The organism is Moritella sp. Urea-trap-13, assembly GCF_002836355.1.
Classification (GTDB): domain Bacteria; phylum Pseudomonadota; class Gammaproteobacteria; order Enterobacterales; family Moritellaceae; genus Moritella.
In genome coordinates, this window is the sequence record NZ_PJCA01000040.1 from 213,694 (window position 1) to 239,186 (window position 25,493).

General features: G+C 39.8%; 22 protein-coding genes and 1 pseudogene. 10 read left to right on the forward strand and 13 right to left on the reverse strand.

The genetic code is table 11. From position 1 onward, the window contains the following. Positions 1–695 precede the first annotated feature (695 nt). Entirely contained in the window at positions 696–2,519 is a 1,824-nt protein-coding gene (locus CXF93_RS21415; RefSeq protein ID WP_101064531.1) for a hypothetical protein, read from the reverse strand. 520 nt (positions 2,520–3,039) lie between these two features. Here CXF93_RS21415 and CXF93_RS21420 point away from each other — a divergent pair. Next, positions 3,040–3,825 (forward strand): leishmanolysin-related zinc metalloendopeptidase, encoded by a 786-nt coding sequence (locus CXF93_RS21420; RefSeq protein ID WP_101064532.1) that lies wholly within the window; start codon positions 3,040–3,042, stop codon positions 3,823–3,825. Between the two features lie 117 nt (positions 3,826–3,942). On the opposite strand, the gene CXF93_RS21425 is transcribed toward CXF93_RS21420, so the two are convergent. After that, positions 3,943–4,569, reverse strand: coding sequence for a hypothetical protein (locus tag CXF93_RS21425; protein ID WP_101064533.1), 627 nt, complete (start codon positions 4,567–4,569; stop codon positions 3,943–3,945). A 940-nt stretch (positions 4,570–5,509) separates the two neighbouring features. Between CXF93_RS21425 and alr the strand changes: the two genes are divergently transcribed. After that, a complete protein-coding gene (gene alr, locus CXF93_RS21435) occupies positions 5,510–6,730 on the forward strand; it encodes an alanine racemase (protein ID WP_101064534.1) in 1,221 nt (406 codons plus the stop codon). A gap of 269 nt (positions 6,731–6,999) precedes the next feature. Here alr and CXF93_RS21440 read toward each other — a convergent pair whose 3' ends face one another. Next, positions 7,000–7,401 carry a hypothetical protein gene (locus CXF93_RS21440; RefSeq protein ID WP_101064535.1) on the reverse strand — a complete coding sequence of 134 codons (402 nt, stop codon included), beginning with the start codon at positions 7,399–7,401 and terminating at the stop codon, positions 7,000–7,002. Positions 7,402–7,541: 140 nt separating this feature from the next. Here CXF93_RS21440 and CXF93_RS21445 point away from each other — a divergent pair, with 140 nt between their 5' ends. Continuing rightward, positions 7,542–8,591: a DUF2235 domain-containing protein gene (locus tag CXF93_RS21445; RefSeq protein ID WP_101064536.1), complete on the forward strand. Its 1,050-nt coding sequence runs from the start codon at positions 7,542–7,544 to the stop codon at positions 8,589–8,591. 162 nt (positions 8,592–8,753) lie between these two features. Here CXF93_RS21445 and CXF93_RS21450 read toward each other — a convergent pair whose 3' ends face one another. Then, entirely contained in the window at positions 8,754–9,155 is a 402-nt protein-coding gene (locus tag CXF93_RS21450) for a hypothetical protein (protein WP_101064537.1), read from the reverse strand. A 250-nt stretch (positions 9,156–9,405) separates the two neighbouring features. Further along, positions 9,406–10,986, reverse strand: coding sequence for a phospholipase D family protein (locus tag CXF93_RS21455; protein WP_101064538.1), 1,581 nt, complete (start codon positions 10,984–10,986; stop codon positions 9,406–9,408). A 373-nt stretch (positions 10,987–11,359) separates the two neighbouring features. Between CXF93_RS21455 and CXF93_RS21460 the strand changes: the two genes are divergently transcribed. Beyond that, the gene (locus CXF93_RS21460; RefSeq protein WP_101064539.1) at positions 11,360–11,719 is read left to right on the forward strand and encodes a hypothetical protein; all 360 of its coding nucleotides are present in this window, start codon (positions 11,360–11,362) and stop codon (positions 11,717–11,719) included. Positions 11,720–11,868: 149 nt separating this feature from the next. Here the strand turns inward: CXF93_RS21460 and CXF93_RS21465 are convergent, their stop codons facing one another. Next, on the reverse strand, positions 11,869–12,237 hold the full coding sequence (locus tag CXF93_RS21465; protein ID WP_101064540.1) for a hypothetical protein: 369 nt from the start codon (positions 12,235–12,237) through the stop codon (positions 11,869–11,871). A 455-nt stretch (positions 12,238–12,692) separates the two neighbouring features. On the opposite strand from CXF93_RS21465, the gene CXF93_RS21470 reads away from it, so the two are divergent. Continuing rightward, entirely contained in the window at positions 12,693–13,637 is a 945-nt protein-coding gene (locus tag CXF93_RS21470) for a porin (protein ID WP_101064541.1), read from the forward strand. A 58-nt stretch (positions 13,638–13,695) separates the two neighbouring features. Here CXF93_RS21470 and CXF93_RS22340 read toward each other — a convergent pair. Continuing rightward, positions 13,696–13,902 (reverse strand): annotated as a pseudogene (locus tag CXF93_RS22340) (hypothetical protein); the annotation flags it as partial. Between the two features lie 113 nt (positions 13,903–14,015). Between CXF93_RS22340 and CXF93_RS22490 the strand changes: the two are divergent. Next, on the forward strand, positions 14,016–14,237 hold the full coding sequence (locus CXF93_RS22490) for a DUF3955 domain-containing protein (RefSeq protein WP_101064542.1): 222 nt from the start codon (positions 14,016–14,018) through the stop codon (positions 14,235–14,237). Between the two features lie 166 nt (positions 14,238–14,403). Then, positions 14,404–14,913 (forward strand): prepilin-type N-terminal cleavage/methylation domain-containing protein, encoded by a 510-nt coding sequence (locus tag CXF93_RS22445; protein WP_101064543.1) that lies wholly within the window; start codon positions 14,404–14,406, stop codon positions 14,911–14,913. A gap of 172 nt (positions 14,914–15,085) precedes the next feature. Here CXF93_RS22445 and hflX read toward each other — a convergent pair whose 3' ends face one another. Then, entirely contained in the window at positions 15,086–16,429 is a 1,344-nt protein-coding gene (gene hflX / locus CXF93_RS21490) for a GTPase HflX (protein ID WP_101064637.1), read from the reverse strand. Positions 16,430–16,781: 352 nt separating this feature from the next. On the opposite strand from hflX, the gene CXF93_RS21495 reads away from it, so the two are divergent. Then, positions 16,782–18,686 (forward strand): bifunctional UDP-sugar hydrolase/5'-nucleotidase, encoded by a 1,905-nt coding sequence (locus tag CXF93_RS21495; RefSeq protein WP_101064544.1) that lies wholly within the window; start codon positions 16,782–16,784, stop codon positions 18,684–18,686. A gap of 101 nt (positions 18,687–18,787) precedes the next feature. On the opposite strand, the gene CXF93_RS21500 is transcribed toward CXF93_RS21495, so the two are convergent. Next, positions 18,788–19,225, reverse strand: a complete 438-nt coding sequence (locus CXF93_RS21500; RefSeq protein WP_101064545.1) for a PACE efflux transporter — start codon at positions 19,223–19,225, stop codon at positions 18,788–18,790. Positions 19,226–19,443: 218 nt separating this feature from the next. On the opposite strand from CXF93_RS21500, the gene CXF93_RS21505 reads away from it, so the two are divergent. Beyond that, positions 19,444–20,331 carry a LysR family transcriptional regulator gene (locus CXF93_RS21505; protein WP_101064546.1) on the forward strand — a complete coding sequence of 296 codons (888 nt, stop codon included), beginning with the start codon at positions 19,444–19,446 and terminating at the stop codon, positions 20,329–20,331. An 87-nt stretch (positions 20,332–20,418) separates the two neighbouring features. On the opposite strand, the gene CXF93_RS21510 is transcribed toward CXF93_RS21505, so the two are convergent. Then, positions 20,419–21,336: a permease gene (locus CXF93_RS21510; RefSeq protein ID WP_101064547.1), complete on the reverse strand. Its 918-nt coding sequence runs from the start codon at positions 21,334–21,336 to the stop codon at positions 20,419–20,421. A gap of 315 nt (positions 21,337–21,651) precedes the next feature. Continuing rightward, positions 21,652–22,410: a YdiY family protein gene (locus CXF93_RS21515; protein WP_101064638.1), complete on the reverse strand. Its 759-nt coding sequence runs from the start codon at positions 22,408–22,410 to the stop codon at positions 21,652–21,654. Positions 22,411–22,770: 360 nt separating this feature from the next. Between CXF93_RS21515 and CXF93_RS21520 the strand changes: the two genes are divergently transcribed. After that, the gene (locus CXF93_RS21520) at positions 22,771–23,394 is read left to right on the forward strand and encodes a MarC family protein (protein WP_101064548.1); all 624 of its coding nucleotides are present in this window, start codon (positions 22,771–22,773) and stop codon (positions 23,392–23,394) included. A gap of 133 nt (positions 23,395–23,527) precedes the next feature. Here CXF93_RS21520 and CXF93_RS21525 read toward each other — a convergent pair whose 3' ends face one another. Next, positions 23,528–24,532, reverse strand: a complete 1,005-nt coding sequence (locus CXF93_RS21525) for an alpha/beta hydrolase (RefSeq protein WP_232784289.1) — start codon at positions 24,530–24,532, stop codon at positions 23,528–23,530. A gap of 35 nt (positions 24,533–24,567) precedes the next feature. Then, complete coding sequence (locus CXF93_RS21530; protein ID WP_101064550.1) at positions 24,568–25,434, reverse strand: GyrI-like domain-containing protein; 867 nt, start codon at positions 25,432–25,434, stop codon at positions 24,568–24,570. Between the last annotated feature and the right edge of the window lie 59 nt (positions 25,435–25,493).

Here is a 25,493-nt window from a genome sequence, read left to right on the forward strand (position 1 = left end):
TGGGATTCCCAGCACGTGGCATTTTTACTATGCGTTGGTTTTAGTGTTTAAAGTGGTATGCGGAAGCTTAAATTACGTTGCTCACCCTTAACAAGGCGTTAATCTCAATTTCACCATACTTTCTGTAATGCGAACCATACCCTTTGAAGCTTAAGCATTAAGCCAATTCTGTCCACGAACGAGCTAATTCTAAATTGCCCCTAAATCATCGTTAACATTTTGTAGATATCGAGCGATAAAGCATATTTTTATTTATTCGACAAAATGACGAAATCAAGGATACAACCGTCTTCTAACAGTAAAAGATTAAGTTTGTCTAAAATTTAAATACACTACATGGTTATTTTTGGAAGAGGTTAATAAGGCTTAACGAGCTGCTTTGTCTATTTTTTAAATACACCACTACAGTGTAGCCAAGTATTTAAAGAATAGACAAACTTATGTTTGTCTATTCTTTTGTCTGCAGTACTCAAAATATGAGGTATATTTTAAGATTATTAGGGGAGTTCTGTTTACTTGTAGATATAGCATTAAGCGATTGATAGTGTCGGTAACCTTATTCAACGGTAAGTATCAATATACAGTGAGAATATTTCTAGATCCTATCTTTGTAAGCTCAATTTCTGAAGTTACAATCAACACCAAAACTTAGAGTGCTTGCTTCTTATAGATCTAAGTCACAGCATTCTAATCATTTACTTTAAACCAGATCCAATAAGTTTCTCGATTTCTAATATGTAGCGTTCCCAATGTTCTACTAGTACGCGTGTTATATCAAACTCGAAGCGGCTATAGTCGTTTACTTTGAACCAATGGTGAGAATGTTCTGCTATGCGACCCTTATAACCAGAACCTTGCCCCCACTCCTTATACATGTTGTTCCATAGCGTAGAGTCTGCTTTGACTTTACTTTCGTAGACAGAGCGACCTTTTGCTAGTGCTAACTGAGATATTTCGTCTAAGCGAATCTCGGTCGTATTTTTTAGTTGTTTTAATAGTGAGTAGGCTGGTTTTAGCTCTTCTTGCGAAAGCATGTTGTCAATAAGTATTGTTAATTCATCTCGTAGTGGATGTATTTTAGATACACACTGGCGGCGTGCAGCTACCGCTAATTCTTGATAGTAATCAAGATTATGCCAGTCTCCGTTCCGATTTACACTTGCTCGTACACTTGCTGCGTAAGTTCCTTTAGAACTAATTCTATCAATTAAAGGAATGAAGAATTCACTTAATGTAGGAGAGCAAGCTTGAGACTTTTTTAGCCATGATTCCAAAGTTAGCTTAACTTGGTTCATAGCGAGTGAAGTTGATTGCGATTTTATTTCACTTTCAATTTGATATACAGACTGATTAATATCAATTAAGTGTTGTTCGTGCTTAATTCGTAGTGTTCTAACTTTGTTAACCAACAAGCCTAATAGCTCTTCTGGTTTATCTTGTTTGGCATCAAAAAATTCAATGCCAAAATTACGTACTGCATATTTTTGAGATAGTTCACCACTAACTTGATCTGCTTTGATGTCACGGCCATCTTCTTTATTGCCGACTGCTTCGTCATAGTCCATCACGTCTTCAGCTTCACCTGCACGATCTAGAACTAACAATATAGACTCTTCATTCAATCGAGGTTTCAGACCAGCTTGGATTGCACTATCTACCATCTTTGAACAAGTTTGATCGGGAGCATCATTAAATCGTGAACAAAATACACTGACTGTTTTATCGTTTGTTAAACATTGATCAAGGTCTACGCGGTTCACTGTTTGATCAACACCCTTTGTATCAATGAACGTAATAGAAAAAGTTTCATCGTTGACGTTAAGTTCAGGAATAAAAAGTGTTATTTTTTTTGCTAATCCTACATTCTTGTGTGTAGCACTATTAATTAATTTAAACGTTTCACGCAGCCAAGTCATTTTTTCTTGGCCATCTAAATTAATAAATTCAGTTTGAGTACGAGACGTCAAATTAACGCGCTGAATAAATTCATTACAGAGCTCATTTGCATTTGTAAACTGTTCTGCATAGATTTTAGCGTGATCAATGGCTGAACGCTTTCCGTTTACTTTTGTTCTAATAACTTTTAGATCAAGCATATTACGTAAAGCACGTTCAATCTCTGCACTTAACTTAAAGCCCTCTTGTTCGCCGTCTTCATCATTAGATTTAAGATAAAGAGAAAAGTCATAAAGATAGTCACGTACTTCTTCGTCGGTATATGGAAGTACTTCAATTTTATCTTCGGGGGCTTTCTTTATATGAACTTCACATAATGTAGTGCGACCAGAGCCCGTGCTTAATACTGGTACCTCTTTGTCTACAAGTCCTAATAAGTGGCAAACGGATGTTGTTTTTCCTGCTCCAACGTTACCGATAAAGGCAATTTTATGCTCATTTCCCGCAAGATATTGCATACTACGTTTATACATCTCGTGATGGTTTTCAAGTTGAGAACGTGTAGCTCCTTGCAAAGTTGCACAAGTCAACATCTCATCAATTTTATCTAGTACATTATTCATTTTGATTTTACTCATTATCTAAAATTTATTACGGCTTCTAGGCTGCGAAAATGGTTGGCAATAATACTAGAGGCTTGGATGATCATCATGCAGGATCATACTTAATTGACTGCCAGAAGGTGATTGATTTGGGTTGTTTACGTATAACTTAAGCCTACTTTGAGTTGATTACTCAGTGCAAAGCATCAACACCTCTGACCTTTTCCTTACGATATAATTTATTTGTAATTTTATTTCTTGATAACCAAATGTATCATTTTATGTATTTAAATTCAATGGCTTAATCCTATTTTAACTTTGTGTGTTAGTGATATTTAGATAGGAATACGTATTATATAAATATATATGTATTTATATAATACGTATTTAAAAACGGTGTTCTATGAAGCGTTTTAATTAGTAAGTGCACTAGTATCAAATAATCATCAAGCCAGTTATCCCTCATACAAACCCTTACACTCATAAATATATTTATCCCTATAATCGATCATACATCCTCTCGATTTAGGGAAACCACTTTATGCACTTTTTTACACTGAAAAATTCTGCAATATTATCCGTCACTGCCGCCCTGTATTTAACGGCTTGCACTCATACCGCGCAAGCTAGCAACGTAGTTAAAACAGTCACTAACGGTGCATTAACTTTCGAGCTCGAATTCGAAGATGAACTATACCTCGAGGGCGGCAAAGAGTTGATGTGGAATGAAGCGTTACAGCAACCTTATATCGAGGCTGCCAACCAATGGTTAACGGCATTAGTCGGCGTTGAGGGTAAACCGCTGCACACCATCCGCATGCGGATCTCGGTGACAGAAATGAATGACGGCAATGGTTACGCTGGCCCTGATTCTGAAGAACAAATCGGTGAGTACGAGATACCAACCAGCGGTACGTTAGTTATCGGTAATCATACCTACGAACAAGGCTTTGATCAGGTCGAGTTTAAAGCCAACATCCTCCATGAAATGGGGCACATCCTTGGTATCGGATCGTATACAGAAAGGTTTACTGAATACAGCGAGGAACTCCAAGGCAATGTATTGAAAGTGCCACACAGCATGGCTGCGCAAAAATATAACCAGATATACGGTAACAGCTATCAGTATGTACCAATCAGTGATGACGGCGGACACTTGTATGATTATGTATTGCAGGAAGACAAAAAACGGGTATTGGATAACGGTCAAGTGCTAGCGCCATTAACCCAAGAGTTTATGGCTAATGGTGTGGTCTTTGGTGCAGTGACGCTAGGGGTGTTAGATGATATTGGTTATGAGGTTTCTTATAGTGGGGCTGAATACTAATGTTACATTAGGTATTTACGGATTAGAGTGCAGGATCTAGACGGCATTTACTTAGACTACACATAACATTCGCTATGCGTAGTGATATTGAATATCTTACTATTCGGTCTAATTCACCTATTTAGGTTTTTTCGGGTCGGGACGTAACGCCCAAGTATTTCTTGGTGTACCATCAGAATTGTAAGAAGTTAGAGAAATCATTTTTCCAGATTGAGCACCAGACATAATGTAATCACCATTAAGAATGCCATAATTTAAGCCAGAAGCATTTTTGATGAGAGTCGAGTATCCCTTAGAGTTAACAGCTAATTCGTTACCCTTTAAAGGACCACTTAATAAATGAACATCATGCGAATTTCTTGTCTGCGATAAAACCCAACTTAATCTCCCATCAGCCGCCACAGACGGACCGTCTACATACCAAGTATACTGATTAGAATCTTTGTATTGTCCTGCAATCAATTGGTTAGCACTACCAAAAACAACGGATTTTACTGAACTAACATTTTCAAATCCTAAGTCACCATTTGGATCTGGTGCAAATACTGCACTCATATCAAAAAGGTGGGTAACCCCTGTTTCTTTATTTGTTATTGGTACTCGGAGCATTGTGATTTGATTTCCGGCTCCTTGCAGGAGTGCGCCTTCAAAATTAACTTGTGATTTTGAGTCCGCAATATCAGCCGAATTTACCATTGCTGAAGAGAGTAAAATACTTGATAAAACCAGTGTTTTTTTTAACATGTCACTTCCATTTATATTAATTTTTTTTGTTATTATACGTTAAGTGTATCTAGTGTAATGACTCTAACAGGATTTACCTCTAAGTGGGTTTTTTAATTTAAAGGTAAGCTAAATCAATGGATTATTATTATTTTCGGATACGTTAATATCTCTTTTTGACGGGTTATCATACATTTAAGAGAATCTCCGTTACAGAAATGAATGACGGTAATGGTTACGCTGGCCCAGATTCTGAAGAATAAGTCGGTGAGAACGAGATACCAACCAGCGGCACATTAGTTATCGGTAATCATACCTACGAACAAGGATTTGATCAGGTAGAGTTTAAAGCCAATATTCTTCATGAGATGGGGCATATCCTTGGTATCGGTACGTATACAGAAGTGTTCACCGAGTACAGTGAAGAATACCAAGGTAATGTGTTGAAAGTGCCAAACAGCATGGCAGCGCAAAAGTATAATGAGATATACGGTAACAGCTATCTGCATCTTCAGAGTCTATGTTCTCTGCATTGAAAGTTGAAAACTCGATTTTTAAAGCGTCAAGTTTATCTGAAATTGAATGATATTATTTTTGCGCAAAAATTTCTTTTGAATCCATCTTAAATAAAACCTGCGAATCTTAACGTAGCTAGGAATAATCTTGCTCAAATATTACATAATGTACGTTATGCACATAAACCGTTAACCTTTGCGCGACTACCGCTTAAGTGGTGCTTTTAACCGCTTAAATGATTACATTGCGAATCAGCACTTTCTTCAAATCTGACATAATATGCGTTATTCGCAGTGTAAGTCTCTTGGTAAGTATGTTAATTGTCTTTTATTACAATGGCTTATTGGATGCCTTTATATTTCTTGTGTGAGTTTGACCTCAGTTAGAGCTTACTATATTTATTATGATGGACGTCCCTATAATAAGAATCCATAAAGAGATATCTATGAACCTGAAACATACTACACTTGCGCTTCTCATTGCATCTGTTTGCACTGGTCCTGCTTTGGCAGCTCCGTTCTTACCTGCTAATGGGATTGCTCCTCAATCCATTGCTCAAGCTTCTAACAGTTGGATAGAAGTGGATTTGTCACAGTTTGATACGAACGTGAAGGATTTTAAAAAGAATATTAAGTCAGGTGTGAAAGTGTGCGCAATCATGAAAGCAGATGCTTATGGGAACGGAATTACCGCATTAATACCAACCATAATTGCAAACGAAATTCCTTGCGTAGGTGTGACCAGCAATGAAGAAATACGAGTGGTACGTGATGCTGGGTACAAAGGTGAAGTAATGCGTGTACGCACCGCTTCAATCACTGAGATTGAATCGGCACTGCAATATAACGTGGAAGAATTTGTGGGTGATGGGCATCACGCACAACTACTGGCGGATATTGCAAAAAAAGCAGGTCGAGAGTTAAAGGTCCACATAGTTCTGAACAATGGTGGGATGGGGCGTAATGGTGTTGACGTTGACTCAGTAGAGGGGATGACTGAAGCAGTTAAGATTGCCACTACACCAAACCTAGATGTAGTTGGGATCATGACTCACTTCCCGCATTATGACCGCGATGATGTTTTGGTTAAATCTAAGAAGTTTTATGAGAATGCACTTACCTTAGTACGCCGAGCTGAACTTAACCGTGAAGATGTTACCTTTCATGCTGCTAACTCTTACACTGCTCTAAACGTCCCAGAAGCCCAGTTTGATATGGTGAGACCAGGTGGCGTATTATATGGTGATCAACCGACAAACCCTGAATATCCGCCTATCTTCTCATTCAAAACTCGCGTTGCATCTCTCATGAATTTACCGAAAGGATCAACTGTTGGCTATGATTCTACCGTAACGCTTGAGCGGGATTCCATACTCGCTAATTTACCTGTTGGCTACAGTGATTCTTACCCTCGTAAAATGGGGAATACAGCCGATGTGTTAGTGAATGGTCAACGTGCTAAAGTCACTGGTGTAGTCTCGATGAATACTGCAATGATCGATATCACTGATATTGACGGTATTAAAGAGGGGGATGAAGTCGTATTGTTTGGACGACAAGGCAAAGAAGCTATTTTCGCTCCTGAGTTCGAAAAATCTGCTGAGGTAATTTTCCCTGAAATTTACTCACAGTGGGGTCAAACAAATCCCCGTATTTACGTTAATTAATAACCAACGGTCATTATTAATGGGGTTCTCTGACTAAAATAACGTTTTGTCACTACGACCTTCTGTAGCCCTTGATATAAAAGGGCTACATCCAAAATAACCCCGTCCAATGCACACCACTTCCTCATCATCTAAGCTGGCTTAATTGATTTGGATATATAAATAACTAAAAATGAGCCAAGTGTCGTGGGACTGTATATTTATCCCAAGATCAAAAAAGCCTCCAATCAGGAGGCTCATTTCAATTAACCGCAAGAGTTAACGTATTATTATGCTTCAGCAATAGCTAGTGCTTTAGTTTTAGTTACTTTTTTCGGTGCCGTATTTAGTTCGTTAATCATCGCAGTAAGTTGGTCAATTTTGCCTTCAACTTCACTTAGTTTTGAACCTTGAGCACCGGTAAAGCGGCTAGTGATACTTTGCGCTTTAGCTTCAACTGATTCTAACGTGATTTTTTTAGCAAAGATTGCAGACGTTTGCTCTTTTAGTTTCGGCTCAACTTGTGTACCGCGCTCAACAAGAGATTCAAACAGTTGCGTTGCTTTATCTGATGATTTTGATGCTTCATCAACGATAGTGCCATAAACACCAAAACCAGCAGTGACAGATGTTTTAGCCGTGTCTTTTGCGACAGTTAAGATTTTTTTTGCTTGGTTAAGTAAGTTACTCATGATAATCACTCCTCGTTAAATAATTTGATTCAGGTTTGTTTTAACTGAGTTAATTATATTGCTTTTATTTAGAAATATAATTCCATAGCAAACAAATAAACTCCTAATGATGAATAGCCGCTCATCACATAGGAGGAAACATGAGTAAAAATATTATTCTTTGTTTAGATGGTACATGGAACAAACCAGATGAAGATGCGCATGCAGAAAACGAAGAAACCAATGTACGTAATTTATGGGAGATCTTAGATAAAACCCAACCAAAGCGGCAAGTGGTTTATTACGATGAAGGGGTCGGTTCGCAATGGTATAACAGCATCATCGGTGGGATATCAGGCTGGGGGTTGGCTCAAAACATCAGAGAGGCATATTTCGAATTATGTCAGCATTATCAGCGTGGCGATAAAATCTTTATTTTTGGTTTTAGCCGCGGCGCATATACCGCCCGTTCACTCGCTGGCATGATCTACAGTTGTGGGCTGTTAAACAAAGACCAGCTTACTGACAAGTCGGTTGAGCATGCTTTCGACATCTATAAAAATGCAGATAAGCGCGAAAGAGCGAGCTTTAAAGAGAATAATACCACCTGCCAAATCGAAGTGATTGGCGTATGGGATACTGTCGGTGCCCTTGGTATCCCTCTCGGGTTCTTAAAACAAATCACCAATCAATATCTGCAATTTCACGATACCAAGCTTAATAAAGATGTTTTGCATGCCTATCACGCCGTTGCAATCGATGAGCAACGAGAAGCGTTCAAGCCGACCTTATGGGCAACGACTTCTAGTACTGATGAACAACTGAGAACGGAGGAAATCGTGCAGGAAATAACGCAGAAAATAGAACAGGTTTGGTTTTCGGGAGTGCATGCTGATATCGGCGGCGGATACAAAGCAAGGCATCATTCTAATGTGGCATTTAATTGGATGATAGCCAAAATAAAACACAAAGTTGCATTAGATATTCGTCATTACCCTTACCCTGAAGATGTATCGAAAAAAATACATGATTCATATAAATTTTACTACGGAGGAAAGGCGCGTAGGCTGGCATCGGTGACTGATATCAACACCCCAAGTGTCCATGTCTCTGTACTGAAGAAATTAACGCTCATTGATGACTACACACCGCTCGCGTTAGTGGATCTTCATCGTCGGGTTGGACTTGCGCCTTATAAGGTAGTGACGTAAAGCTAGTAGAATCAAATATGACCCTTAAAGGCCAATAAAAATAGAGGGTTCACCTGGCTGTGTATTACGTAATGTGGGCGGGATTATATTATTTTTCCGCAAGATCAAAAAAGCCTCCAATCAGGAGGCTCATTTCAATTAACCACAAGAGTTAAGGTATTATTATGCTTCAGCTTCAGCAGTTACTTTAGCTTTAGTCACTTTTTTAGGTGCTGCGTTTAGTTCAGCGATCATTGCAGTAAGTTGGTCAATTTTGCCTTCAACTTCACTCAATTTTGAACCTTGGTCACCAGTAAAACGGCTAGTGATGCTTTTCGTTTTAGCTTCAACTGATCCTAACGTGATTTTTTTAGCAAAGATTGCAGACGTTTGCTCTTTTAGTTTCGGCTCAACTTGTGTACCGCGCTCAACAAGAGATTCAAACAGTTGCGTTGCTTTATCTGATGATTTTGATGCTTCATCAATGATAGTGCCATAAACACCAAAACCAGCAGTGACAGATGTTTTAGCCGTGTCTTTTGCGACAGTTAAGATAGTTTTTGCTTGGTTAAGTAATTTACTCATGATGATCACTCCTCGTTAAATAATTTGATTCAGGTTTGTTCCAACTGAGTTAATCATATTGGTTTTATTTAGAAATATAATTCCATAGTAAACAAATAAATTATCTAATGATAAATTGCCGTTATCACATAGGAGGAAACATGCGTGGTTCATAACCGACACTGCCGCTTGTTCTGCCGCATGGGTTACTTTAAATGTAGTGCTCCACTTAGGCTGTAGAAGTTCGTTGAATTTTGCCTGCTAACTTATTTTACAAGTACTTCTCAATAGGCAGTAATTGTAAAAAGCCTGACTTAAAGCGTTGCCACTGGCTTGTCTCTGGGTCGCTATCCCAATCTTGTGTCGCTGAATGCCAACGGATATCGCCGTCATTTAAGTCCAGACTCCAGCTGTTATCGGCATTCATCGCCTGCTCAATATCATTCGCCAGACTTATCGCTACAGCTTTATTTTCAATAATCAAAATAGACTCTGTATTGAGGTAGGTTGAGCGTAAGTTGTAGTTAAACGAACCGATAACCGCGATCTTCCGGTCAAATACCGCCGACTTAGCATGCAGACCATAGGCCGCTATTGGCGCGCACTTGGATAAGTCTTTAGTTGACGCTTCACAGAGATTTGATTCTGGTTTTAATTCGAATAGCTGTATGCCGCTGTCAAGCATGTCCTCACGTCGCGCAGCATAACCAGAATGATTCGTGACTAAGTCATTAGAGGCTTGTGAATTAGTTAATGTTTTTATCTGCACGCCTTTGTCGGTCAATGTTTGGAACGCTGCCAGTTGACGATCATCGAATATTAGATAGGCAGATTCCAGTAATATCTCTTGCTTGGACTGAACCGCTAATTCGCCGAGTGTTTTGGCTGTCAGTTTAGGCTTGTTGGTATCACTGGTATCGATAGGCACTGGACGGTCAAAAACAAAACGTGCTTGCACCCAAGATAATTTGGCCATTGAATCATTTAACAAGCGCTTGGCCATGTCATTATCTGTTGGTAACGGGGGATAATGCTTGTAGTGGGGCGCTGGTACTTCATCTAGCATGGTGAATTCGACAGGTGCTTTAGTCTTCTTTGATGAATTATCGCTTGATGAATCATCGCTCAGTAAGTTAACTGGATAAGACCATTGGCTGTTCCAGTATTGGCCAAAGCTGGCTTCAATATCATTAACCACTGAACCTGATACCAGTACATCTCGATCGCGGAAATTGATGTCATCGGAAAGGTCAAAATATTCATCGCCGATATTACGGCCACCGACAATAGACAAAGCCCCGTCGACGGTAAATGACTTATTGTGCATACGGCGGTTTAGACGAGAAAAATCACCCATGAAATTGAACCACTTGGTGAAGCCATTACGAGTGGGGATCGGATTAAATATGCGGATCGCTATTTGCGGGTGGCGATCAAGTGTCGCCAGCAGCGCCTCTCGTTCGTTAAGATTGATATCATCAAGCATAACGCGCACCTTAACGCCGCGATCTGCTGCTGCAAGCAAACGACTGGCTAGATAGCTTCCTGACCCATCGCTGTTCCAAATGTAATACTGGATATCGATGCTGTGTTCTGCTGTTTCGATAAGTGCCAAGCGCTGCGCTAATGCATCCCAACCGCTATCTAATAGCAGCACACCGCTCATTGCAGCTTGATCTTGCCCTGGCTCAGTGTGTTCCGGTTTATGGGTATCAATCAATGCGGACAAGGAACTGGCTGGCTGCGTGACTAACGGCTCAGTAGGGTGTTCGATCTCTTCGGGCAATGACGCACACCCTGCGAGAGTCGTGATTAAAAGTAGGGTGACACTGATCCGTTGCAGTACTGGCATTTGCTACACTTCCTTTTGTTATTTAACTAACCATATCATTAGGGATGATTTACTGCTTATTTTTTATCTATTGGCTCACAGTTTATTATGAAATAGTCTTTTTTTACTTTTTTATAAATTTAAATGAGAATATAATCAGTCATATACTCTTAATTGTTAGTAATTAACAGAGTTGTATACTTTTCTGGATAGCTTAGTAGGCAAGACGTCCTGCTATACAGACTTCATCTTCAACGTTTAAGTAATGGAGCCATTCACGGTGTTCAAGTTACTGGCCCGTCAGATTATCATTGCTATCTCTCGCCCCTATATTGATGTCGTGTGTGAAGTTAAGCCACTAAATCATTAAATCACATTAAAAAGGAATATTTAAATGAAAAATGTCACGGTATTTGTACCAGCTAAACCAAAATCGATTGGCGGAAATAAAACCATCAAAGTCGGTACTGGTGAGTATAAAGAGGGGTACTTCGGCCCAGAAGAAGTAATGAAAAAAGAACAAAAGTGGGAGCAATCAGGCTGGTCTGACAAAGAAATGGATGGTTTCCAACTTCAGGAAGATATTCAGATAGCATTGAACGATCTAAATAATGACGGATTTGAAGTGGTATCGTTATCTCCTGTGACGTCAGGAAATTATCACAGTGAGAGAGGCACTCAAAATGATGGGGGCTCGTATGGCTATGGTTTCAGTTATACCGAAGGCATGCTGATCATTGCGAAAAAGGCTTAGTAAACACGTAGTCTGACATAACAGCTGCTCTGGCGGTAAAAAGCGCATGGAAAAACCACGCTATCACTGCCCAGGTAAAAACGATATTGCATGCAGCACATAGAAAAAAGCCTCCAACAAGGAGGCTAATTGCAATGAAACACTTATTATTATACTTTTGCAGGTTCAGCTTTCAGTTCACTGATCATCGCAGTAAGTTGGTCAATTTTAGCTTCTACTTCACTCAATTTTGAACCTTGAACACCAGTAAAACGGCTAGTGATACTTTGCGCTTTGGTTTCAATTGCTTCTAACGTGATCTTTTTAGCAAAGATTGCAGACGTTTTCTCTTTCAGCTTCGGCTCTACTTGCGTACCGCGTTCAACCAAAGATTCAAACAGTTGCGTTGCTTTATCTGATGATTTTGATGCTTCATCAATGATGGTGCCATAAACACCAAAACCAGCAGTGACAGATGTTTTTGCAGTGTCTTTTGCGACAGTTAAGATAGTTTTTGCTTGGTTAAGTAAGTTACTCATGATAATCACTCCTCGTTAAATAATGTAGCTTCAGGTTTTTTCTAACTGAGTTAAGCATATTGGTTTTATTTAGAAATAGAATTCCAGAGCAAATAATTAAATTATCTAATGATAAATTGCCGTTCATCACCGAGGAAGAAACATGAATAAGGTTTAGATAATGCTACTAGTGGTCGTGTATTTAGCTATTTATTGAGCAAAGTGATGAGGAAAGTAAAGTAAAGTCAGTAGTTTAGCGTGAAAAGTAAATTAAAGTCAGTAAGTTAGAGTGGAAAGTAAAGTACGGTAAGAAAATTTAGTTCAATTTGATTTCACTAAGCATTTTAAATATATTGGCGCCCATTGACGGGGTAGTACTTGATTTAATATACGATTTTAAATCGTTATCTTGCTATTACTGTAACTGTCTTCTTCATTATTACTTTAATTATCGCCTTAAAAAATCGGAATTTTTCATGAAAAATGTCAATAAAGCATTATCTCTTACACTGACCGCATTTGTATCTACCGCTGCTGTTGCAAACGATAAAAACACCAACGAATTTTCTTTTGGTGGACGTGTTGAAGCACAAAGTTTCCTTACTGATAGCGTTTATAACGATGAATTTACAACTCGCTTACATGGTCAAGGCAAATACCAACTTAATGATGCTATTACGGCAGTTGGTAAATTAGAACTTGAATCTGAAATACCAAGCTCTTCATCTGATAGATCATTTTCAGATTATACCCGTTATGCCTATGCGGGTGTTGAAACGGCTTACGGTGCGCTAACATACGGTACGCAAGATAATGCTGTTACCTATCTAACAGACTTTACCGATATGGCTGAAGTTTATAGCGGTTATACCAACTCTAATATTCTAGCAAGTGATGATCGTGCTGAAAGTACGCTGCTTTATAGTGTGACAAAGGGTGATGTTAAATTTAATGCGTCAGCAAATTTAGACGAAAATGAAAAAGGCGGCGGCGTGATGCTTGCTTATCAATTACGTCCCGATGTTGAAGTGAGTGCGGGTTATGCTAACACGGAAGCGACTAGGTATTATTCAGATTCATCTGAGGTATATATGCTTGGTGCTCGCTATACTAAAGATGGATTTTTACTGTCTGGTTTAGTGCAAAAAGGTACTGTATTCGATGATGATTTTAATGCCGTTGATGCATTTGCGTCTTATGGCTTCGGTGACAATACCGTTAGCCTTTCGTATAACTATTTAAGTGCTGATGCAAATGAAAACCTAGATATTAACTTCCTTGCATTTGAATATGGTCGTTATTTTGGTGGCGTAGCGCTATACACAGGTTATAAAGTAGCATTAGGCAGTGATACTTCAGCTTCAGCTGGTAAAAATGCAAATGCAGATGAGTTTATGCTTGGTGCTCGTTACTCTTTCTAATTTATCCCAAGATCAAAAAGCCTCCAAGGAAGGAGGCTAATAACAATAAAGCGTATGATTATACTTTTGCTGGTTCAGCTTTTAATTCGCTGATCATAGCAGTCAGTTGGTCAATTTTAACTTCTACTTCATTCAATTTTTGACCTTGAACACCAGTAAAACGACTTGTGATGCTTTGCGCTTTAGTTTCAATTGAGTCTAACGTGATTATCTTAGCAAAAAGACCAGACGCTTTTTCTTTTAGTTTCGGTTCAACTTGCGTACCGCTCCTCGCTGGACCTGGTACCTTGCAACCGCGATGAACTTGTTCACTATTTTAACTGTCAGAATAACGAAAAGAAGAGCGAAACAATGTGCTTTAATTACTGAGGTTAATGAATGAAGACACTAACAAAATTTTGGCTATCAGCTTTATTTCTGATTTTTAGCGCGACATGTTTAATTAGTTTCAACCTGATTGGCTCTTATGTCGATGAAACGGGATTGCTTGTTGAGCCTTTCGGACTTATTCCACTGTCCTTGTTGTTTATATTGCTGGCGCTGGTTTCCTTCTGTGTGTCGTTATTCAGAAATAGGAAAAGTAGGACTAACTGCCAGTAAGGCTCTCGGTTTGAACATGTGATCAATAATATAACTACCTACTTTGAGTTGTTTTCGTAAAGGCCTTTACTTGAATCCTGAATGAATTAGAATGCCGGATAATATATCTATAGATTAAGCATTTTATAGTTTTTTCGACTTTAATTCATAAAATCAGGATCCGACAATCAAAAATCAAACCGGTTTTACACTCATTGAGTTAGTGATAGTCATCATTATTCTTGGCATTCTTTCTGCCACTGCTATCCCTAAATTTATCAATTTACAATCAGATGCAAAAAAGGCTGTGCTTGATGGTTTTGTTGGTGGCTTCAATAGTGCGGACTCAATGGTGATGAGTAAGGCGACGATATTAGGGTTAAAGTATTCTGAAACCGTTACGCCTGTTGGTGATACTGGTGTTGATATTCAATATGGCCACATGACGTTGACAAAGGAGAATATAGAAGCGGCTATGCATATAAGCGGTATAAGTTTAAAGTTTAATCCGGGCTCTGTGAAGCAATCTGGATCTTTGATGGCTTATCCTGGAAAAGAAAAATCAAATCTGGATTTATTGATAGGTAAAAAATGCTGGGTTTACATAACAAGAGATAAAAGTATTCCTGGTGAAATCGATAAGGCAATAACTGCTATAACTGAAATCTCCATAACAAAAAATTATAGCGGCTGTTAATAACAGTTCTTTTATTCACATCATCAAAGGCCTGCAAGTAGGATGGATGAGTAAGGTTTGGCGTGAGTGACGAGAAAGGTACAAGTATACGGGGATAGACTTGCACACTGATATCCTTATCTGTGTGCGATAGCTTTTAACTGTGTCTTTAAAAGAAGTTTTTAACTAGCTATTAAAAAGTAGTGAGTTGCAGCATTTTATGTAATCGCTCTAAAGCAACAGGACTCGCTTTCATGGTAATACGAATACCAGTCTCGTGATATTCCTCTTCAATAACCTGCATTTTACTGTGAATTTCACCCATCACGCCGCTGGCAGTGTAAGGGATATCAAAACACGCTGCGCACATTTTCTTTTCAAGTAACTTTTGAATTTCTTTATGTACGAATGCAACATCGGCTTTATCGTGTGCACTGATTTGTAATGCATCAGGATAACGCTCCAGCAAGTCTAACTGTTGTTCTTCAGTTAAACGATCAACCTTGTTTAACAATAATACCTTGTTGTTTAAATCTATATTTAACTGATCTAATACATGGTCAACAATGGCTAACTGCGAAGTGAAATTCGGATCCGAGGCATCAACGACGTACAGCAATAAGTCGGCATTTTTAGCTTCTTCCAAAGTGGAATGAAACGATGCAACTAAATCATGTGGCAGTTTTTGAATAAAACCAACGGTGTCCGAGATTAAAATACGCGGTTGTGTTGGCGGCTGTAGCGTACGCACTGTGGTATCTAGCGTCGCAAACAGTTTGTCTTCAACTAATACTTCGGTATCTGTTAAAGCGCGCATTAATGATGATTTACCAGCATTGGTATAACCAACAAGTGCCACGGTTAGCTGTTCAACACGACCACTGCTGCGGCCGTCCATTTCACGTTGTAGCTTGATTAGCTCACGTCTTAGCTCAGCGATTTGAGTGCGAACACGGCGACGACTAATCTCAAACACTGTTTCACTGATTGAGCGGCCTTTTTGGCGTTCGCGATCACCACTGCTTTCATCACGTAATCGCGGTGTTAAGTAGTTAAGTCGCGCGATCTCTACTTGCAGCTTCGCAGTACGAGTACGGGCGTGTTTACTAAAAATTTCGATAATAACGCGGGTACGATCGTAAACTTCTACGCCGAGTGCCTCTTCAACATTACTTAATTGATTCGGGCTTAGTTCGCAATCAAATACCACAACGTTAGCTTGGCATGTAACATCTGTTGTTGCTAATAATTGGCTTAACTCGTCTTGGTCTAATTCAATCTGCACTTCATCTTCATAAAATGTGCTTTCACCTGTTAATGTGGCTAATTCTTCTAGTTTACCCGAGCCTAATACAGACAACTGTTTAGTCGATCTTTGACGTTGGGTTTTAGCGCCAACTACAGAGAAACCAAGGGTGCTAACTAAGCGGCCTAATTCAGATAATGATTCGTCTACTTCTTGCTGGCTAACACAAGGCGTGCGAATAGCGATTAATAAGGCGCGGTTAACGGAGTGTTCTGTTGTTGCGATCGACATGTCGGTACTCATTTTAAGTAATATGGGGTGCATCCTACGCGTTTGTGCTGCGCTTTTATATACGCATTTCGAGTTTCTCTGTTTAGTGGCGTGAATGTAATGCTAAAAATAATGAAAACGATACTGCTTAGGCTAAATTGACAGCGTAACCCAACCGTTCGAACTTTAGTTAAAATAGTTAAATATGTTGATATGGCAGTGAGGCTAGGGGAATGGATAACATCAGTTATCTATTTGCTTAGTTATCTGTTTATTTGTTGTAATAGCACGGGATATTATAAACATTATTATTGATACTAAAGAGGTATCTGTTTATGCTCCTGTTTCTTCTTCTCTATCGATAGATTCAATAATGAAAAAACATATATTAGTGACTGCAATTCTACTTTCATTAACGGGCACTGCGATGGCTGCTGACGGTGACATGGTTGATGTCACTATCCTCGGTACATCTGACATTCATGGCCATTTCATGCCTTGGGATTACGCGAGCGATAAACTGAATATGGTGGGTAGCCTGAGCCAGATTGCAACCAAAGTGAAAGCGATCCGTGACGAGCAAGATAACGTTATTTTGGTTGATGCCGGCGACACCATTCAAGGCAATTTTGTAGAAACGTTTAAAGACGAGCCTATTTCTCCGATGATGTTGGGTTTCAATGAAATGAACTACGATATTTGGGTGTTGGGTAATCACGAGTTTGATTTTGGCTTAGATGTACTTAATCGTTCACTGAGCCAATTTGAAGGTACGTCACTTAGCGGCAACATCAAACGTGAAGATGGTAACCCGTTCCTACCAGCATTTAAAATCATTGAAAAAGCAGGTATTAAAATTGGTGTGATTGGTATGGATACGCCGATGACACAAGTGTTTGCTGAAGGCACCAATCGTCTTGAGGGCATGACATTTACCAACCCATCATTAGAAGTGAAAAAAGTAATTAAACAGCTTGATGGTAAAGTTGATGCGATCATTCTTGTGGCTCATATGGGACTTGATAACGAGAACAATATTGCTGCTACGGGTGTACGTGATATTGCCAATGATAATCCTGAAATCGACGCGATTGTGGCAGGTCATATGCACACGCTTATTGATAAAGCGACCGTGAATGGGGTGATCATTACTGAACCTGATAAATACGGCCGTGCGCTTTCTCGCATTGATCTGCAATTTGCAGAGAAAGATGGTCAGTTTACCCTAGTGAACAAAGACAGCTTCACCTATAAAATAAAAGGTGTTGAGTCGGATGATAAAATGGAGGCCTTGTACGCGCCTTACCATAAACGTTTACGTGAGAATGCTAACCGTGTAGTAGCTGAATTATCCGGTGTCGACTTAGTCCCAGAAAACGAAATTAGAGGTATTCCGCAAGTTCATATTCAAGATACTGGCATCAGTGCCTTGTATCAAGAAGCGAGTATGTATTACGCGCCATTAGCTAACGTGCTTGCACTGCAAATTGATAACGATTTGGCTGAGCTAGATGTCGGGCAAATTAAAGCCAAAGATATCGCCTATAACTATCAGTACGCTGGTGGTGAAATTACGGTTTATGAGATGACGGGTAAAGAGCTCGCCACTTACATGGAATGGTCTGCGGGTTATTTTAATAGTGTGCAAGCAGGGGATGTGACTTACAGTTTTAATCTTGAACGTCGTTCATCTAAATACTCAACTAATGACTTTTTTGGTGGCGTAACTTACAGCATAGATTTAACTAAACCAGCGGGTGAACGCATTACTGACCTGCAATTTGCGGATGGTAAAGTGATCACTGATATCACGCCAATCCGTTTGGGGATGAATAGTTACCGTATGGGCCATTTAACCAAAGCGGGTGGGGTACTTGAAGGCCGCAGCTTCCCGGTATTATTTGATACCAAAGAAGTATTTGGTGAAGAGCAAGGTACGATCCGAAACTTCACCATCCGTTACTTAAACGAAGTGAAACACGGTAAATACCAAGGTAAACCGATGAACCGTTGGATGCTAACTGGCCTGGAAGGTTACGACAAAGAGCGCAACGTAGTTAAAGCCTTGGTTAACAGTGGTGAAATTGATGTACCAGCCAGTAAAGACGGTCGTTATAGCAATGTGGCATCGATTAACGTTAAAGGCCAGCTGTTTGCAAACAAAGCGGAGTTAAAGGTTTATCTTACGCAGCTGGAAAATGACTTAAAAGTTGCGACGACAGATGCTGAAAAAATAGCTATTCAGCGTGATATGGTGATTGCCAAAGCGTTAAATTAATACCATTACTTTAGCTTACCTCTCCTCACCGTAAATTTAGATTTAGGTGAGGAAAGATGAGGTGAGATGAAATGAAAAGAGAAGAAAATAGATGCTTGTTATTATATCGATACTGTTGCTGGTATGCTTTTTCGGCGGATAATAACGGCTCTTACGTTGTCGTACACCCAGTTGAAGATAAAAGCATAAATAGTAATGAAAACCGTCACCACAATATCCATCATAAATGCATCGACAATACTGATCGTTAAAATATAAGCCATCACAGGTACGGTGAGTATCAGCAGTCCCAATTCAAAAATGATGACATGAAATAATCGTAGCTTCATGGTCCGCTTGTTTTTATCCCCAGTGAAGAATAGATCGAATAGCCAATTAAAGAAAAAATTCCACGTCATGGCCATGCTGGCGATGACTATCATGGTACCTGATAAGATCTGAGGATCATGATGGGTAAAGATGATTAATCCGAGGATGGAAAGCGAAACCGCTAATACTTCAAATAGCAGGGCGTGAAAAATACGTTCTAGTGTCGACATGGCGGTGCTCTTTATGGTTTATAGCTAGGTTTTATAGTTACGGACTACGGTTTATAGCTATGGTTGATCGTTATTTTTATGTGATGGTTTATTTTATTTAAAAATAGGTTTGGTGGTAATGGCGAGGATTATTGCATTGCAGTGATGTAGCGCAAAGTTAACAGCCATCACAAAGTGTGATAGCTTGGTTGATTAATGACAATGCGGGTGGAAAGTGGATGTACAGTTTTGAGCAACTGAAAATATTTGTCTGTGTGTGCGAGTGTGGCTCTTTTTCAGCGGCAGCTCGGCAATTAAAACGGGCGCAATCAGGAGTCAGTCAATCTATCTCTAATCTCGAAATTGCAGTCAATCAAGAACTGTTTTCACGCGATAAAAATACCCCGGTGTTAACCGAAAATGGGCACGCATTACTGCCGATTGCACGCGCGATCTTGCATCAACAGCATTTTTTCGATCAAAAAGTTGAATCGTTAAGCAGCCTCGATGAACATGAATTGGTGATCGCCATTGATGAAAGTGCCGTTAATCAGGTTTTGCTCGATTTACTTTGTGCATGCGCAGAGCGATTTCCGCTAACGCATATTGAAATTTTATTAGGCTCGACGTTTGATGTTGAGGACATGGTGCGAAGTGGCAGAGCACAAGTGGGCATACTTTATTTTAATGGTTTACTGAAAAGTGATATGGACCATTATATTATCGGCCACAATAAATTCATCACGATTGTTTCTCCTGAACACGCTTTAAATTCGTTACCTCAAGTTAGCGAGGCGGATTTACAAGCGCATCGTCAAATTGTATACCGTAGTGCGGAATATAAAGAGTTGTGGTTTAGTTATGGCATCAGTACTCATTCTTGGTATGCCAATAGCCATCAAATGCTGTTGGATCTGGCAATTCGTGGTGTCGGTTGGGCAGTGGTTCCCGAGAGTATGGCTGCGGCTTATTTATTCGATAAAAGGCTGGTGGCATTACCTGTGGTATTTGAACCCAATGGCTGGATGACGGCGGTGGGCTGTTTGGTATCAAGAAGGCAGAAGAGTGGCCCTGTGTTGGAGCATATATTGTCCATGTTGCAGACGGAATATGATGTCACCATTTAAATTTGATAAGCATTATTAAGTCATTAAAAAGGCTACTGATTCAGTAGCCTTTTATGTTTTGCTTCAGTTTCTGTTCATTCGCTAAGTTTAGAAAATGAATTCGTATAAGAAGCCTGCGCCGATTGCCATACCTAAGATTACAAATAAGAAGGCAGCAATCATTTGGTTTTTGAAGATAGATTTAAGTAATACCACTTCCGTTAAACTTGCCCCAGCACTACCAATAATCAATGCCATTACCGCGCCAAGTCCCATGCCTTTTGCTGCTAATGCGGCACTTAACGGGATAACTGCTTCAGCTCTGATGTAGAGTGGAATACCGATAACCGCAGCAACTGGGATAGCGAATGGGTTGTCTGCACTCGCTACACTGGCGACAAACTCGGTTGGCATAAAGCCATAAATCATTGAACCAAGGGCGATACCACCGACTAAATACGGCACTACTTTTTTGAAATCTACCCAAGTGGTGTTCCAAATACGCAGCCATTTGCTTACTGGTGCTTTGTTACCGCCACAGGCTGTTGCACAACCTTTTGACTCTGGCGTCATGTAAGCTTCAGCTTTAACGTATTTTTCAAACCCCAGTTTTTCTAATGTGTAACCAGCAATAACGGATACACCCATGGCGATGACGAAGTAGAATACCGTTACTTTAAGCCCGAATGTGACGGCAAACAAACCTATGATGATCGGGTTGAGCAGTGGGCTGGCGAACAAGAATACCATCATGGTACCAAATCCGGCTTTGGCTCTTAATAGTCCTTTCAGGAAAGGAATGGTAGAGCATGAGCAGAACGGTGTGATAGCACCAAGTAAACCTGCCACAATGTAACCCTTACCATGCTTACCACTAAGAATACTTTGGATTTTTGCAGGTGGAATATATTCTTGTAATACCCCAACCAAATAACTGATCAGTAAAAATAAAATTGTTAATTCAACCGCTAAGAATGCGAACATGCCGAGCGTGTCCATCACCATGTCTTGTGTAATGTTAATCATAATATGCACCTATTCTTTTTCTTTCATTTCGATGTTTCTGGAATAGTTGTAATATACCGATGTAAAAAAGCACTGTCAAATTTATTTCCATAAAAGTGGAAATGAATTTAAAAAATAAAAATAGCCGCAAATCGTAGAAAGTGGATAACAATCGTGGGTAGGTGATAGTTGGTCTTCGATAATTGGTAAAGATAGTTGTGGAGATTGTGGAGAAGCGTGCGATGAAGTTTAAAAGTGGTTAGCGAACCGTTGGAAGTGAATGGCCATAGGAAAAAGCTTACTGGGACTATCTGTATTTTACCTGCGGTATGAAATCTAGAAAGCGTATAACAGCGTCATAGTGGTTTCTGTATCGGTGCTTTCTTTATTATCGAGAGGCGTGTTGTTATAACGTATTATCACCGCAAATTTCATTGCTAATGCGTCAATAATACTGGCTGTGATGGATGTTTCCGAACGTCCTTCAAAGACTTCGCCATACTCGGCTATAAGCATTTGCTTGAACTTAGAACTTGTCGATATTTTTCTCTCAAAGTTCATCACCCCGTAAGCCAGCCATGTATTGTCAGTATCATAACCTGCTTCTGCGGCACTTTCGTCGTCTAAGCGTTTAAATTTATAACCTGGACCAGCTTCAATATTAAACTCAGTTTTATCATTATTAATAAATTTATGACCGTAACCAGATGAGATTGTTGAGGTCGAGGTAAAACCGGTAAACGGATCGACTTCATGGTTGCCAGCGGCAAAGATATAATTAACCTCGGATAACTGATAGTTGCCCTGCATTCGCCCAAGGTAACGTTTACCTGTCACTACACCAGTATCTTTTTTGTATAAAGCTTCAATCAAATATTGGTTTTCCCAGTTACCCCAGTCATGGTCTATATCTAAACGTGCTTTTACTGAGGTTGTTTCGGTATTACCTGTGGTGATGGTTGCGCCTAACTCGGCATCGCCACTAAAGCTATCTTGCTTGTTGACGACATCAGCAGCTACATCTACATCCGTATCGGCTTGCGCTAAATAGGGTGCTGCTATTAACATTGCAGACGCGATAAGCATTTTCATCATGGTCATGTTACTCCGAAAGATTAAATCCTTTAATACCGAGGTAATGGCTACACTTACTAAATTCAATAACTTATAAGTATAATCTACACTTGTAATATCGCACAAACAATTTGACCATCAAGATGACACGTCAGGGCTTTGATAAATTCAACCTCTGGTTCGGGGGTTGTCACGCCATAATCGCTAGCACTGATAAATAATGTATCAATAAGCCCATCTAGCGAGTTAAGTTGATGGTTTTTATCGGAGTATAAAAAGTCATCTCGTTTATTATTGCATCGTCACTGTTAATTGGCTCTGGTATAGTGAATGTCCGCATTCGTGCGTTCCATATCGTTAACTTACCAAGGAATAAGATAAATGAGTCAATTATTTGAACATGCCTTGACCGTGTTTATGGCCTTTTTTGCAATTATGAATCCAATTGCTAATACCACTGTGTTTGCTGGCTTAACAGGGTCTATGGGTAAAGCGAAGCAAATGAAGGTGGCGATTAAATCGCTCACCATTACCTTCATTGTCATCGTACTGTTTTCTATTTTGGGTAAATCAATATTCCATCTCTTTGGCATTACCTTGCCGGCATTACGCATCACTGGCGGTATTTTGGTATTTCTGGTTGGTTATCATATGCTGCAAGGTAAAAGCTCGAAGTTACATACCGCAGAAGAAAGTGATGACGCAGACATTGCTGTATCTCCGCTCGCCGTCCCGCTGCTTGCCGGACCTGGCACAATAGCAACTGCAATGAATTATTCATCTGCAGGTGGCTGGAGTGAAATTATCATTACCGTGGCAGCATTTGCGGTGTTATGTCTTATTACTTTTGTGTGTTTTATTTTTTCTTCAAAGATTATATCGGCAATCGGAGAGAGTGGTCTGAGTATTGTTACCCGTCTGATGGGACTAATTTTGGCTGTGATTGGTATGCAAATGCTAATTGGTGGCGTAACGGAAGTGATGAGTACGCTCACCACCGCCTAGTCAAGTTAGATGTCATATCTTGTTTTAACACCATAAAATCAGGTTGCTGTAGACGGCGAACGGTTAATGTCATGTAGCAATTATTGTGGGTAATGTTGTTGCGACTGTTCGCCTCTTTATTTCATGTTCGAAATTACTTGATCACGCCCGTTATCCAAGGGCCAATGAATGTTGATGCTGTAATGATAATAGAAAAATGATTGTTATCTGCAATGGTTATTATTTCTTTGTTGGTGGTGTTTTTACTATTTTGTTGTGCAAATTGCGTGACCTTTATAGGATCAAACGCTTCGTCTTTATCGCCAATCCACAGCCCAAACTGCGGTAATGCTGATAATTGTGTATCCGGCGAAGAGGGCGTGACAGCATTCGACATATTGACAGTATTAAATGCCACTATTTCAGGATTCGTTGCTAAAACGTTGGCGGGGAAATTGAATTTAACCGCTTTTGCATGACCAGAAAAAAGTCCGCCACTCATGCTGTTTATCACAAAATCTGCCACGTTCACTTCAGAAAATTCGTAGCCGTCATTTCTACCTTTATCGTGACTTGTTTCTGAACGAAAACCAAAATAGGGCGCAATAAATACATAACCGTCAATGGGTGCTCTTTGTTCCCAGCTGGAATAGTTAAGTGCAAGACCCGCCCCTGCTGAATGGCCACCTAAAAAGAGCGGCAGGTTTGGATACTGAACACGGGCATGCTTAACCAGCGTGTTAATATCTAACCAAACTTGTTCATCACTGGGCGCATCACCTCGGTCACCACCTGAGCGCCCATGGCCTCTTAAATCTGGCGTATACACGGCTATGTCAAATTCATCTCGTAACCCCACACCAATATGGTTATAAGAAAGCCCGCTGTGGGCACCAGCGCCATGGTAAAAAATTAAAATTGCTTTAGGTTGTAATGGACTATAAGCCCTAAACGCCAATGCGGTATTATCACTCGCCTGCACATATTCCAAAGGCATGAGCTCTTTTTTATCCGCACTTTTTAATTCTTTCAGTGAAAAGAATTTCTGTTGTTGTGGCGCCAGTGATAGCGGTTGCGCCAATTGATTTGCATGTGATTGTTTGATTAACGGAAAAAGCATCATCATCATGGCTAACACGTAACTTATTTTCATCATCATTCCTTTCATTAGGCTTTTCATTTCGACTTGACTGGTTATTTCAAGGGGAGATAAATATCTGTAACTACTTCCGCCTCTGGCACATCAGGGAAAAAACTGACTCTTTCAAAAAAGAGCGGAGCATCACGTAATTCTGCTTCACTTTGCGCGAGCCAGTCGGAATATAAATAAGCGATAGTTTCACTAATTGTATCGTCAGAACCCACATGTCGAATAACCGCACAACGTCCTGCTGCGATGCTTTTTGTGACGACCCCATGCTCATTTTGTGTTACATCAGATTTAACTGATACGCATATGTCACAGCGATACTTCTCTGGTTCAGTTACCGCGGGATCATCATAAACAATGTTAAAGGTTCTGCTGACTTTGGGTGATAAATTGTTTTTTCTACGCCAATCAATAAATAAGTTAATCGTATTGCCAAGTAACTCGAGGGGACCAAGGTGTACTAAGGCGGCTACTTTAACTTCATTAAAATCTACAATTTCAACTCGATGCGAGCGTTTATCTGATTTCATTCGTTGGATCCTTAATGCCTTGGATTGTTCATATTTTTGATACCACGGCATCCATTGTGGCTGCTCTCTAAATTGGGATGGATTCTGGCCAATGGATTGACTGAAAGCCCGAGAAAATGCTTCTGAACTTTCATAACCATTAGCAACTGCAATATCAATTATTCGCATCTCTTTCTTAAACGCTAATTGGTAGGAAGCGCGCTTCATTCTAGCTTGCCTAATATAAGCGAATGCCGTTATGCCAAAGAGTGATGCAAACTGCCTGTGGAAATGATATTTGGATAAACAGGCAAGATCACTTAACTTATCGATGGTTAGATTTTCATCCAAGTTAGAATCTATATAGTTTAGCAATTGATGAAAACGTTGAGGATAATTCATGCTCTATAGCAACCTTAAGATAGACTCGCTCGGTAACAATAAGTTACTCATTTACAGCT

Excerpts from the sequence above, each read along its gene's own strand:
- alr (WP_101064534.1), top strand. The coding sequence starts at position 5,510 with ATGAACCTGAAACATACTACACTTGCGCTTCTCATTGCATCTGTTTGC.
- CXF93_RS21450 (WP_101064537.1), bottom strand. The coding sequence starts at position 9,155 with ATGAGTAAATTACTTAACCAAGCAAAAACTATCTTAACTGTCGCAAAA.
- CXF93_RS21440 (WP_101064535.1), bottom strand. The coding sequence starts at position 7,401 with ATGAGTAACTTACTTAACCAAGCAAAAAAAATCTTAACTGTCGCAAAA.
- hflX (WP_101064637.1), bottom strand. The coding sequence starts at position 16,429 with ATGTCGATCGCAACAACAGAACACTCCGTTAACCGCGCCTTATTAATC.
- CXF93_RS21420 (WP_101064532.1), top strand. The coding sequence starts at position 3,040 with ATGCACTTTTTTACACTGAAAAATTCTGCAATATTATCCGTCACTGCC.
- CXF93_RS21415 (WP_101064531.1), bottom strand. The coding sequence starts at position 2,519 with ATGAATAATGTACTAGATAAAATTGATGAGATGTTGACTTGTGCAACT.
- CXF93_RS21510 (WP_101064547.1), bottom strand. The coding sequence starts at position 21,336 with ATGATTAACATTACACAAGACATGGTGATGGACACGCTCGGCATGTTC.
- CXF93_RS21470 (WP_101064541.1), top strand. The coding sequence starts at position 12,693 with ATGAAAAATGTCAATAAAGCATTATCTCTTACACTGACCGCATTTGTA.
- CXF93_RS21520 (WP_101064548.1), top strand. The coding sequence starts at position 22,771 with ATGAGTCAATTATTTGAACATGCCTTGACCGTGTTTATGGCCTTTTTT.
- CXF93_RS21445 (WP_101064536.1), top strand. The coding sequence starts at position 7,542 with ATGAGTAAAAATATTATTCTTTGTTTAGATGGTACATGGAACAAACCA.
- CXF93_RS21495 (WP_101064544.1), top strand. The coding sequence starts at position 16,782 with ATGAAAAAACATATATTAGTGACTGCAATTCTACTTTCATTAACGGGC.
- CXF93_RS21515 (WP_101064638.1), bottom strand. The coding sequence starts at position 22,410 with ATGATGAAAATGCTTATCGCGTCTGCAATGTTAATAGCAGCACCCTAT.
- CXF93_RS22490 (WP_101064542.1), top strand. The coding sequence starts at position 14,016 with ATGAAGACACTAACAAAATTTTGGCTATCAGCTTTATTTCTGATTTTT.
- CXF93_RS21530 (WP_101064550.1), bottom strand. The coding sequence starts at position 25,434 with ATGAATTATCCTCAACGTTTTCATCAATTGCTAAACTATATAGATTCT.
- CXF93_RS21525 (WP_232784289.1), bottom strand. The coding sequence starts at position 24,532 with ATGATGATGAAAATAAGTTACGTGTTAGCCATGATGATGATGCTTTTT.
- CXF93_RS21455 (WP_101064538.1), bottom strand. The coding sequence starts at position 10,986 with ATGCCAGTACTGCAACGGATCAGTGTCACCCTACTTTTAATCACGACT.
- CXF93_RS21465 (WP_101064540.1), bottom strand. The coding sequence starts at position 12,237 with ATGAGTAACTTACTTAACCAAGCAAAAACTATCTTAACTGTCGCAAAA.
- CXF93_RS21505 (WP_101064546.1), top strand. The coding sequence starts at position 19,444 with ATGTACAGTTTTGAGCAACTGAAAATATTTGTCTGTGTGTGCGAGTGT.
- CXF93_RS21460 (WP_101064539.1), top strand. The coding sequence starts at position 11,360 with ATGAAAAATGTCACGGTATTTGTACCAGCTAAACCAAAATCGATTGGC.
- CXF93_RS21425 (WP_101064533.1), bottom strand. The coding sequence starts at position 4,569 with ATGTTAAAAAAAACACTGGTTTTATCAAGTATTTTACTCTCTTCAGCA.
- CXF93_RS21500 (WP_101064545.1), bottom strand. The coding sequence starts at position 19,225 with ATGTCGACACTAGAACGTATTTTTCACGCCCTGCTATTTGAAGTATTA.